Raw genomic sequence first — 11190 nt, 5'->3', positions numbered from 1 at the left:
CCTACTCTCCTCCAAAAAATTCGGTAAACATATCCTTAAAGCTTTCCTTATCAGTATCTGAATAGTAAGCCTCGTATTCATTAATATCCCACAATCGAATCCGATCGCCAACACCAACGAAAAAAACATCTTTCTTGATGTTCACTTTCTCCAAAAAACTGTTGGGGAAGTTCATTCGGCAACTTTCAGGTACATTCAGGATTTTAAAATTTCGGTAGATCATATCCAGCAATCGACTTTGCCGGGGGTTATTTCTATTCAACTTTGCTTTAAAAGAGGCCAATCTAGCCTCCCATGCTTCCATTGGATAAATATTTAGACACTTCTCAAACGGATCAATCTCAATCGCCAGCTGACCACCCGGAATGCGCCCTCCCATCTCGTTTTTATAGTCGACAGGCAGCACGACACGTCCTTTTTCGTCAAATGTTGCGCTCTTTTCTGCGGAGAAATCCATGAGTTAAATGTCTATTTTTCAATTGTAAAATTAGCAAATTCTTCCTCAAAATTCCACTCTTAGTCACATTAAGTCACTTTGCACCACATTTATTTGACTTCAAGAGTGTTCATTATTTGTTAACAACAACGCAATCACTGTTAACAACGTCAACCAAAAACCTAATTAACTGACAATTACAAAACAAACAACACTTTTCAACATGCGTTAATAAAACAAAGACTCAAAGATGAAAAGAGCATGTAAAAATTATTCACACACAGGAGTATGATTATCTAAAGCGAGTTCCATGTTTTGCAAAAAATAAACAATTACAAAAACATGAAAAACTACAAATAAACCGAAGACATAAGTTAGCTCAGTTTTATTTCCTATTTTTCGGCATCAAAAAATCCAGACATGACTGATCAATATCCAAATGGCATTAAACCGATTGATATCAGGGAGGTTTTCAAAGCAAAAAATCCAAAACTTGCCAAGTTTATCCCGGGATTCGTTTACAATTACATTACCCGGATTATGCACATTCATGACATCAATGAAATATTGGCTAAATATGGCGACAAGACCGGAATCGAATTCGTGCACCAAATGGTAGCGCATTTCGATGTAACCGAAAAGGTTGTTGGCACTGAAAATATTCCAAAGAACGGTCGTTTTATTTTTGCCTCCAACCATCCTCTTGGAGGCTTCGACGGACTACTACTCATGTCGAACGTAAATAAAATACTCGGCGATGTTCGGTTTTTGGTTAACGATGTCTTAATGAACATCCCTCAACTCGAAAGTGTATTTGTTCCTATCAACAAACACGGTGGTCATGGGCGCGATGTTGCCCGTATTGTGCATGAGCAATACCAGTCCAACTCCCAAATTCTGATTTTCCCTTCAGGCTATGCTTCACGAAAAATAAAAGGAACCATTACCGACACGGATTGGAAAAAACACTTCATTCAAAAATCGATTCAATACGAACGAGACATTATCCCTGTTCATGTCTCGGGACGAAATTCAAATTTCTTTTACAATTTTGCAAATTTTCGCAAGCTCCTCGGCCTGAAGTGGAACCTTGAACAATTTTTCTTACCTGATGAGACTTTCAGACATCGCGGGCAGAGCTTCACGATAACCTTTGGAAAACCAATACCCTATGCTACATTCGACAAAAGCAAGAAACACAAAGAATGGGCTGACTATGTAAGAGACAAAGTCTATTCAATGTCTGAAATACACAAGCACTGAATTTAAAGGTAAGCACACCCACGTTCTTAAATAAATTTTTATAGTTTTGTAGCTCAACAAATTTAGCGCGATTAAGTATGAAAGATATTGTTGCACCGATGCCTAAAGAAGCTATTATTGCCGAGTTAACCCCGGATAAGCTTTTGAGGAAGACGAACAAAGGTGCCAATGAGATCTACGTGATTACACATCACGATTCTCCCAATTTAATGCAAGAGATTGGCCGTTTACGAGAAATCACTTTTCGTGATGCCGGAGGCGGAACAGGCAAAGAGCTCGACATAGACAAATACGACACGAAGGAAAATCCCTATCATCAATTGATCGTTTGGGATCCGGATGCGCAGGAAATACTTGGTGGCTACCGCTACCTCATGTGTGCCAATCTTCCGGTTGATGAAAATGGAGAGGTCGTACTTGCCACTTCCCGCTTATTTCATTTTTCTGAAGAGTTTACGAAGAATTATCTTCCATACACATTAGAGCTGGGCCGCTCATTTGTTCAACCGGCATATCAATCAAGTAAAGCTGGAGCAAAAGCACTCTTTGCACTCGACAACCTATGGGATGGCTTGGGCGCATTGATCGTTGACCATCCGGAAATGAAATACTTTTTTGGAAAAGTTACGATGTATTCTCATTTTCACACGGATGCCCGCAACACCATCCAGTATTTTTTCCTAAAATACTTCAGGGACCGGGAAAATTTGGTTTACCCCAAAACACCCATGGAGATGAATATGGATATGGAATCATTGGAGAAAATATTTAATGGCGGTTCTTATCAGGAGGATTATAAAATATTGACCCAACGAGTAAGGGATTTTGGAGAAAATATTCCCCCGCTGATTAATGCTTATATGAATTTGAGCCCTTCAATGAAAACATTCGGGACGGTTCTAAACGACCACTTTGGGGGTGTTGAAGAAACGGGAATTATTCTTACCATTAAGGATATTTACGAGGCAAAAAAGGATCGTCATATTGAGACGTACGTAAAAGGGAAAGAGGATAATTTCCCTAACCCAGAATAGATTTATAAAAATACAGATACAAAAAAAGCAGGCTTGAAGCCTGCTTTTTTTATTCTTATCGATTTCGTTATTAATACGCTCTTCCTGAAACCCCCTCAACAAAATTGATGAAGGATTTATTGACCACTTTATTGCCCCCCGGAGTTGGGAAATTACCAGTAAAATACCAATCTCCTTTATCATTCGGACATGCCTGATGCAAGTTTTCGATGCTCTGATATACAATTTCAACTTCTGACTCACAATCTTCAGGCTTCAACAATTCGGCAATTTTAGCCGATATTTCCTCCGCTGTAGACTGGCGATAAATATCTTTCACATAATTGACAATTTCTTCTTTCGGAAGATTTTCCTGTGCCTTACATTTCTTATAAACTTCGTCAATGATATGCTCTTTCTTCTTATCTTTTAATAATTCAATGGCTGCCGTAAAAGCAATAAACCGCTCCAATACTGCCATATCAATACCATAGCAATCGGGATAGCGAATTTGAGGTGCTGACGAAACCACGATAATTTTCTTCGGATTCAGTCGTCCGAGAATACGAAGAATACTTGTTTTTAAAGTAGTGCCACGAACAATGGAATCATCAATAATCACCAACGTATCTGTCTTTTCACGAATGACGCCATAGGTAACATCGTAAACATGAGCCACCAAATCATCGCGACTCGCATCGTCAGCAATAAAAGTCCTCAGTTTAACATCTTTAATTGCGATCTTCTCAACGCGGGGTTCAATAGAAATAATATCCTCTAACTCCTTTTCAGTCATCGTTCCGTTTCCTTCACGAATCAACTTCTTCTTGCGTTCAAGTAGATGCTGACGCACACCGGTCATCATGCCATAAAAAGCAGTTTCCGAAGTATTCGGAATATAGGAGAACACTGCATTTTCCAGGTCATAGTTGATTGACTTCATAATCATCGGAGCCAGCAATCGACCTAACTCTTTTCGCTCCTGGTAAATATCTTTATCACTACCGCGCGAAAAATAAATACGCTCAAAAGAGCATGACACCCGATTGTGAGGAACACGAATCATTTGCCTCGAAACATCTCCATTTCTTTTAATGATCAATGCTTCTCCCGGTTTGATTTCTTTTACCTGATCGGCTCTTACATCCATGACAGTCTGAATTACCGGACGCTCAGATGCCACAACGGCAATCTCATCATCCTCGTAGTAATGAGCAGGGCGTATCCCCCATGGATCTCGTATTACAAATGCATCACCATGTCCTATCATTCCGGCAATAGCATAACCGCCATCCCAATCTTTGCTGGCATTTTCCAAAATACTTTGGACATCCAGGTTTTCTTCAATTAGTGGCGAAATTTCTTTATTTGAATAGCCTTCGTTTTTGTATTGACGGAAACGAAATTGGTTTTCTTCATCCAGAAAATGACCAACTTTTTCGAGAACAGTTACTGTATCAGTATAATTCTTCGGATGTTGACCAAGGTCGATCAACTTCTGAAAAAGCTCATCTGTATTTGTCAAATTAAAATTACCTGCCAAAACCAATGTGCGCGACTTCCAGTTATTTTGGCGCATCACCGGATGCACAAAGTTAATGCTGTTTCGCCCAAAAGTCCCGTAGCGCAAATGGCCTAAATAAAGCTCGCCCGAATACGGCAGATTTTTATAAACCCAGTCTGTATCATTAATATCCTTACCATGCTTGATGGCTTTCTTAACTCCTTTGGTTACCTTATCAAATACATCTTGAATTGGATTTTGCTCAATTGAGCGATACCGGCTAATGTATTCCTGTCCTGGCTTAAGGTTCATTTTTACACTAACGACTCCTGCGCCATCTTGTCCCCTGTTATGTTGCTTCTCCATCAACAGGTAAAGCTTATTAACCCCATATTGCCAGGTGCCGTATTTTTCCTGATAATAACTTAAGGGTTTCTTCAGACGAATTAATGCAATTCCACACTCGTGTTTTATCTGATCACTCATTTACTCTCTTTGTCGGTAATTAATTTTGGAAACTGAATTATATCTTTCACAATAAACGCATTCGGATACGTTTTTTTTATTCGATCTTTCAAGGCTAATGCTTCGTTCTTTGTCCGAAAGTCTCCAACCCTGACCTTGAAATCAGGACTTTGAAAAATCATATAAGCCTGAACATCCGGGTATTTTGTCAGAAACTCGGTCTTTACACTCATCGCTTCCTCCCTTGCCTTCAAGCCAGAGCTGAAAAAAACTTCTAGCCGATACCCTTCAGTACCGTTCATCCGTTTATTCATCGCAATATGCCTCTTTAACAAGCTATCAATCCTTGCATCTTGCGACACAGGCAGTTGCTCACTTATTGGTTGCGACACATTTTCTGTTTCAGGCTGATTGGGGTTGTATGAGGACTGTTGAGCACTGACACTCAAGCAAAAAAGGATAAATGCGATCCATGGTATGATCAACTTCATAATTTATTGTCCTTTAAAAGTGCAAATATAAACTTAATTGGTAGAATACAAGAACGGATAATTTCAATCATCTGAAAAAACGAAAAAACTTTACATTAACATCAAATGACTAATATTTACTATTCGTTCACACAAACATAACGAAGTGGATCGAAGAAAATTTTCCATTTCAGTATTTCTTCAATTTTGATAAATTTGCGCATCGATTTCTTAAATCCGGGAAGGACTGATCATGTAAGTACTATATCTCACTCCTATTCCATTCGAAACTAAAAACTTTTAGTATTTTAAACCGTTACTGAAAAGTATATTTTCAGATTAATACAGGCTAGTCAACTTATAATATTTCCAGGCAATGAGCAAATTAATTGAAGATTTCCAGAATTATCGTTCTGAAATGAACGAAAAAATCCTTTCGAATGACAATAAAGTGATGAAACGGATTTTCAGTGTTGATACCATAGCCTACCAGAAGGGAGCGCTGAGTGTAAAAACAAAAGAAATGCTGGGACTGGTTTCTTCGATGGTGTTGCGATGCGATGACTGTATAAAATACCATCTGGAAAAATGTTTTGAACAAGGAACAACGACCGACGAAATCGTTGAAGTTTTCAGTATCGCAAACCTTGTGGGAGGTACGATTGTTATTCCACATACCAGACGAGCTGTTGAGTATTGGGAGGCACTTCAAGAACAAGTAAAAAGTAAATGACAAATTTGAACAATTTAAATTAAGGTATTATGATTGCAATCAGCGCCACTGAAAAAAAATTAACTGCTCCGATGGATCTGAGATTCGGACGTGCTCCCTATTTTTATATCTCCGATGGTGAAGAATCTCGCTTTATCGTGAACCCCTACTGCCAGGAAGAAAATAACGTTGCTCCCCGGGTTGTGGAATTATTAGCAACCGAACGGGTTGATAAAATAATAACCGGGGAAATTGGACCGAAAGCACACGCTAGCTTGCAGAAAAACAACATCCAGGTTATCATGCTTGAAGAGGAGCGGATTAAAATAAACCAGATACTCAAAAAAATTAACTCCTGATTTCGACAATCAATCGTATAATTCAGTGTTTAAAAAGGGAATAAGTGCCAACATAATTGCGTGTTGGTAAAACTGCTGGCGCGTAATCAAGTCGTGAGTCAGTAAGCCAACGGCGCCATTTTGTTGTTTCGAATTACTTGCTTTGAATACCTGATCATCTGCGTCTCCAAGCTCCAGACCTTGCCCTATCAGTTGCGCAATTTCAGGAGGTAACTCAAAACTTCCTGTTCGTCCAAGTGCTAGTTTATCCCCATTCGAAATCGCAATCCATGCAAAAGCCTGCATCCGAGCATCCACCAGATCAACACCTCCTTCAATACCAACATAAAAATCGGCTTTCAAATCAGCGCGCATCAAATTATTCACCCTGTTTTTTGCTCCTGTCCTGGTTTCGCCATCACTCATCGGCTGATCCGAGACATCTGATTTCACGGACAAACCAGCAACATCAACAGGATTAGTGAAGCACATTTTGAAAGCTTCTTGAACAGCATTAACTTTGACCGGATTTTTAGATGCAACCAGAATTTTCATTCGGATAAATCTATAAAATAATCAGTCAATAAAGTTACTTTTACACCGAAAAAATATCCAGAGAATGATTATCCGCGAAGCAAAAGTTAAAGACGCCGGACAGATTGCAGAATTTCAATTGGCTATGGCCTTGGAAACAGAAAACATACAATTAGACAAAACAACAGTTGATCTGGGTGTAAAACACGTATTCGACGATCAATCGAAAGGAACTTATTATGTAGCTGATCGGGATGGAAGAATCATTGCATCACTGTTAACAACATACGAATGGAGCGACTGGAGAAATGGCACCGTTCTTTGGATTCAATCGGTCTACGTTTCACCCGAATTCAGAGGAACCGGCGTATACAAAAAAATGTACAGCCACATCCAGGGCTTGGTGAAAAAAGAGGATCGTTTAAAAGGAATTCGTTTGTATGTTGACCAGAGCAACACCCCGGCTCAACAAGTCTATCAAAAATTAGGTATGACGGCCGAGCACTACCGGTTATTCGAATGGTTAAAAGACTGAACGATGGAAAGAAAACCAATTTCACCTGAAGTTCGTAAGCAACTGATCATTGCTCAGCGAAATGAAATTACAGAATATAATATCTACAAACGGCTGGCAAGTCGGATCCAAAACGACCATAATCGCAAAGTTTTAAACGACATTGCTGACGATGAACTGCGGCATTACAAAATCTGGCAAAAATACACTGCCCGTGAGGTAAATCCGAGCCAATGGGATATATTTAAATTTTACTGGATTGCCCGTATTTTTGGAATTACGTTTGGTATTAAACTAATGGAAAAGGGCGAAGAAAATGCCCAAATCAATTACAACCAAATTGCCAAAGAGGTTCCCGAAGCAGCCGGCATCAGCAAAGATGAAAACGACCACGAAAAAGAACTGATCAAGCTCATTAAAGAAGACAAGCTGGAGTACATCGGATCAATCGTGCTAGGACTAAACGATGCTTTGGTTGAAATCCTGGGAACTTTAGCCGGGCTGACTTTCGCCTTGCAAAACACCAAAATAGTTGCTTTGGCCGGAATCATAGCCGGTATTGCCGGTGCATTATCCATGTCGTCGTCGGAATACCTCTCGAATAAATCAGAAGGCAATGAAGACGGAGCAATTAAGTCTGCTATTTTCACCGGTCTGGCCTATCTGGTTGCCGTTGTCTTTCTAGTCGCACCATTCCTCATTTTTGCATCTCCCTTTGTGGCGCTGGCAGTTGCTGTAGCTGACTCCATATTTGTTGTCTTTGTTTACAGTTATTACATCTCAGTAGCCAACGACCAACCATTCAGAAAGCGATTTTTGGAAATGGTCATTCTAAGTACAGTAGTTGGTTTGATTTCATTTGGGCTGGGTTACCTGATTCGCATTGCTTTTGGTATCAAGGTTTAAAACAATCCAAGTCAAGGCTTGTTAATCTGAAAAAATGGAGAAATATTGTGAGTTTTTATTTGTCAAAATTGATCCTTGAAGGAGAACACCAACGACAGGATTTTAAATATTGCATCAGCGATTCTAAAAAGATTGCCAAATCGCTGGTTGCGTTTGCCAACACCGATGGTGGACGCCTTTTGATTGGCGTAAAAGACAATGGCAATATTGCGGGAGTGCGGTCGGAAGAAGAATACTACATGGTTGAATCGGCAGCCAAAATATACAGCAAACCCGAAATTGATTTTACAACCCATCAACATTTTATTGACGGAAAAACGGTACTGGAAGCCACAATCAAATCAAGTGAAAACAAGCCGCATTTTGCAAAAAACGATGACGGAAGATGGATGGCCTACTACCGGAAGGATGACGAAAACAAACTGGCCAATAGAATTATGATTGAGGTTTGGAAAAAAGAAAAACGAAACAACGGCATATTCCTCAACTACTCAAATTCGGAACAATTTCTGCTTGATTATTTGGACAAAAACGAAACCATCAGCCATTCGTCATTTACCCGGAAAGCGCAAATTAGTTATCGCGAAGCCGAGCGAATTATTTCTGATTTTATTGTTTTGGGAATTCTTGAAATAAGAACCTCAGAGAAAAATATCATCTATGCTATTTCTGAAAATTTCGATCGCGATGAGTGGAATATCGAAAAAGTCCGGTAGCTTAAATAGTCATAAGTTCTTTTCAAGGTCAACTGATTTTACAATCATTTAATTGCAAATAGCGAACCTTTCTAATAAAAAATGAGTTCTTTTAGATAGGGAATAATTCTCTGCAAAATGATTCGTTTTTTAATACACTTTTCTATTTTACTTGCTATTCTAATAGCTTTTGTTCGTTGTAATAACGGCGGAACAGATCCTGTTGAACCTCCAATCCCTGAAGTTCCGGAGCAAAACATTAACGACAATGTTACTCCAAATGATTTTTTATCAGATGTTAAATACAAACAGCTTGTTATTGAGGCGGTATACCTCGATGGGCAACAACTCGATAGTCTATCAATTTATAAGTTAGTCTCTTTTCTGGATGAACGTATCCACAAACCGAAGGGAATCCAGCTTTTTTACAAACCAATTCCCAAAACCGGAAAAACCTCTTATTCGTTAGAAGATTTAAAAACTATTGAAGCGAGTTACCGGGAAAAATTGACGAATGACACGTTGCTGACCGCGTGGATTTTTATTACGAATGGGGATTATGCCGGCAACAGTGCTGACGAAAAAAAACTGGGACTAGCCTATGGCGCAAGCTCATTTGCCTTGTTTAAAAAAACAATTCAGGAATATAGTGGAGGTGAAAATCAGCCCACAACACACAACGTGGAGACCACGGTCTTAAAACACGAATTTGGTCATCTTTTTGGATTGGTAAACAATGGTACTCCGATGATCAATAATCACCTTGACAGCATTCATAGCAGTAATCATTGCTCCAACCCAAGGTGCTTGATGTATTATGCTGCGGAAACCAACAATTTTTCTTCAACTTTTTCAACCAACAGCACTCCTGCACTACGGTCCGACTGTATAGAGGATCTGAGAAACAATGGAGGCAAATAATCTATTCAATTAATCAATAATTAATCCGGCTAATCCATTCATTTATATATTTCTGATTATTTTTACTGTTCTAAAATAAAACAGACAAACATGAAGAAGATAGCAACTTTTATCTTGAGTATTATAATGGCCTGCTCGGTGCATGCTCAGGAAAATTACAAAACACTGACAAAAGAAGATTCAGTTAAAGTTTATAGAGGTACGATCAATTACGAGGTGAAAAAATATGAGGATTCATTCAAAAATAAGAAGCCGAAAAATATCATATTAATGATTGGCGACGGAATGGGAACGGCTCAGGTTTTTGCGGGATTAACAGCCAACGGAGGTCATCTGTTTCTTGAAAATTTCAAACACGCTGGCTTTTCGAAAACACAATCGGCCAGCAACTACATTACCGACTCAGCAGCCGGAGGAACAGCTCTTTCAAGTGGTTATAAAACATACAACGGAGCTATTGGTGTTGATGCCGATACCGTTTCGCATCCTACAATTTTAGAGTTGGCCGAAGAAGATGGCTTATCAACCGGACTTGTTTCCACTTCTGCCATTACCCATGCAACACCTGCTTCATTTATTGCACATCAGTCATCGCGTAATATGTATGAAGAAATTGCCGCCGATTTTCTGAAAACGGATATCGATGTTTTTGTTGGAGGTGGATATAAACATTTCACGGAGCGTAAAGACGGCCGAAACCTGGTTGAAGAACTGGAAGCCAAAAATTACACGGTATTGAAAGACATTGATCAGATTGAAAATTTCACCGAAGGTAAATTAGTTGGGTTAACAGCACCCGAGCACAATGGCCGAGCTCCTGAACGAAATGGATTGCTGCCCAAAGCGACTGAAAAAGTGATTGACCTACTCAGTCAAAACCATAAAGGATTCTTTTTAATGGTTGAAGGGTCTCAAATTGACTGGGGGGGCCATCAAAACAATACCACATACATTACCGAAGAGATGCTTGATTTTGATCAGAGTATTGGCAAAGCCCTTGAGTTTGCCGCCAACAATAAAGAAACGCTGATCATAGTAACGGCGGATCATGAAACCGGCGGATTTGCAATAAATGGAGGCGACATCGAAAACAAAATTGTTGAAGGCGGATTTGCAACCGGACACCACACAGCAGTTATGGTTCCTGTTTTTGCTTTTGGCCCGGGAGCTGTAAATTTCACAGGAATCCTTGATAACACTGAAATTGCCAATCGAATGATGAAATTACTTGATTTGAAATAGATTCAACACTCACAGAACTAAAAAACTATTGAAGGGACATGCTTTCTTTCAATAGTTTTTTAGTTTTAGAGCTTGGTTTAACTAAGCTTTTTCCAATGAATTCGTCAACAGACATAATTGACCGCAACTGAACTTCTCCTCTTCAGGCTTATTGTTTCTAAACATTTCATTGGCCGT

13 protein-coding genes are annotated in these 11190 nt (G+C 39.3%); 9 read left to right on the top strand and 4 right to left on the bottom strand.

Annotated elements, in window-relative coordinates; all coding sequences use genetic code 11:
* Position 1 precedes the first annotated feature (1 nt).
* A complete protein-coding gene (locus tag ACTB00_RS13900; RefSeq protein WP_463300524.1) occupies positions 2 to 457 on the bottom strand; it encodes a division/cell wall cluster transcriptional repressor MraZ in 456 nt (151 codons plus the stop codon).
* Positions 458 to 856: 399 nt separating this feature from the next.
* Between ACTB00_RS13900 and ACTB00_RS13895 the strand changes: the two genes are divergently transcribed.
* Positions 857 to 1699 carry a 1-acyl-sn-glycerol-3-phosphate acyltransferase gene (locus ACTB00_RS13895; RefSeq protein WP_463300523.1) on the top strand — a complete coding sequence of 281 codons (843 nt, stop codon included), beginning with the start codon at positions 857 to 859 and terminating at the stop codon, positions 1697 to 1699.
* A gap of 77 nt (positions 1700 to 1776) precedes the next feature.
* Positions 1777 to 2733 (top strand): GNAT family N-acetyltransferase, encoded by a 957-nt coding sequence (locus tag ACTB00_RS13890; RefSeq protein WP_159522363.1) that lies wholly within the window; start codon positions 1777 to 1779, stop codon positions 2731 to 2733.
* 70 nt (positions 2734 to 2803) lie between these two features.
* Here the strand turns inward: ACTB00_RS13890 and ACTB00_RS13885 are convergent, their stop codons facing one another.
* Together ACTB00_RS13885 and ACTB00_RS13880 are read right to left on the bottom strand one after the other, a co-directional pair.
* A complete protein-coding gene (locus ACTB00_RS13885) occupies positions 2804 to 4702 on the bottom strand; it encodes an amidophosphoribosyltransferase (RefSeq protein WP_463300522.1) in 1899 nt (632 codons plus the stop codon).
* On the bottom strand, positions 4699 to 5172 hold the full coding sequence (locus tag ACTB00_RS13880) for an SPOR domain-containing protein (protein WP_463300521.1): 474 nt from the start codon (positions 5170 to 5172) through the stop codon (positions 4699 to 4701). The genes ACTB00_RS13885 and ACTB00_RS13880 overlap by 4 nt, the downstream gene beginning before the upstream one ends.
* A gap of 355 nt (positions 5173 to 5527) precedes the next feature.
* Here ACTB00_RS13880 and ACTB00_RS13875 point away from each other — a divergent pair, with 355 nt between their 5' ends.
* Together ACTB00_RS13875 and ACTB00_RS13870 are read left to right on the top strand one after the other, a co-directional pair.
* On the top strand, positions 5528 to 5884 hold the full coding sequence (locus tag ACTB00_RS13875; RefSeq protein ID WP_463300520.1) for a carboxymuconolactone decarboxylase family protein: 357 nt from the start codon (positions 5528 to 5530) through the stop codon (positions 5882 to 5884).
* Positions 5885 to 5913: 29 nt separating this feature from the next.
* Complete coding sequence (locus tag ACTB00_RS13870; protein WP_463300519.1) at positions 5914 to 6222, top strand: NifB/NifX family molybdenum-iron cluster-binding protein; 309 nt, start codon at positions 5914 to 5916, stop codon at positions 6220 to 6222.
* A gap of 9 nt (positions 6223 to 6231) precedes the next feature.
* Here ACTB00_RS13870 and yjjX read toward each other — a convergent pair whose 3' ends face one another.
* Positions 6232 to 6756 (bottom strand): inosine/xanthosine triphosphatase, encoded by a 525-nt coding sequence (gene yjjX / locus ACTB00_RS13865; protein WP_463300518.1) that lies wholly within the window; start codon positions 6754 to 6756, stop codon positions 6232 to 6234.
* 64 nt (positions 6757 to 6820) lie between these two features.
* Here yjjX and ACTB00_RS13860 point away from each other — a divergent pair, with 64 nt between their 5' ends.
* The 5 genes from ACTB00_RS13860 to ACTB00_RS13840 all read left to right on the top strand — a co-directional run bounded on the left by ACTB00_RS13860 (position 6821) and on the right by ACTB00_RS13840 (position 11013).
* A complete protein-coding gene (locus ACTB00_RS13860; RefSeq protein ID WP_463300517.1) occupies positions 6821 to 7270 on the top strand; it encodes a GNAT family N-acetyltransferase in 450 nt (149 codons plus the stop codon).
* A 3-nt stretch (positions 7271 to 7273) separates the two neighbouring features.
* A complete protein-coding gene (locus ACTB00_RS13855; protein ID WP_463300516.1) occupies positions 7274 to 8155 on the top strand; it encodes a VIT1/CCC1 transporter family protein in 882 nt (293 codons plus the stop codon).
* A gap of 47 nt (positions 8156 to 8202) precedes the next feature.
* The gene (locus ACTB00_RS13850; protein ID WP_463300515.1) at positions 8203 to 8871 is read left to right on the top strand and encodes an AlbA family DNA-binding domain-containing protein; all 669 of its coding nucleotides are present in this window, start codon (positions 8203 to 8205) and stop codon (positions 8869 to 8871) included.
* A gap of 117 nt (positions 8872 to 8988) precedes the next feature.
* Complete coding sequence (locus ACTB00_RS13845; RefSeq protein ID WP_463300514.1) at positions 8989 to 9771, top strand: zinc metalloprotease; 783 nt, start codon at positions 8989 to 8991, stop codon at positions 9769 to 9771.
* A gap of 90 nt (positions 9772 to 9861) precedes the next feature.
* Positions 9862 to 11013, top strand: a complete 1152-nt coding sequence (locus ACTB00_RS13840) for an alkaline phosphatase (RefSeq protein WP_463300513.1) — start codon at positions 9862 to 9864, stop codon at positions 11011 to 11013.
* The last annotated feature ends 177 nt before the right edge of the window (positions 11014 to 11190 follow it).

Source organism: Sunxiuqinia sp., assembly GCF_055140945.1.
This window is presented reverse-complemented; position numbering and strand designations above follow the sequence as displayed.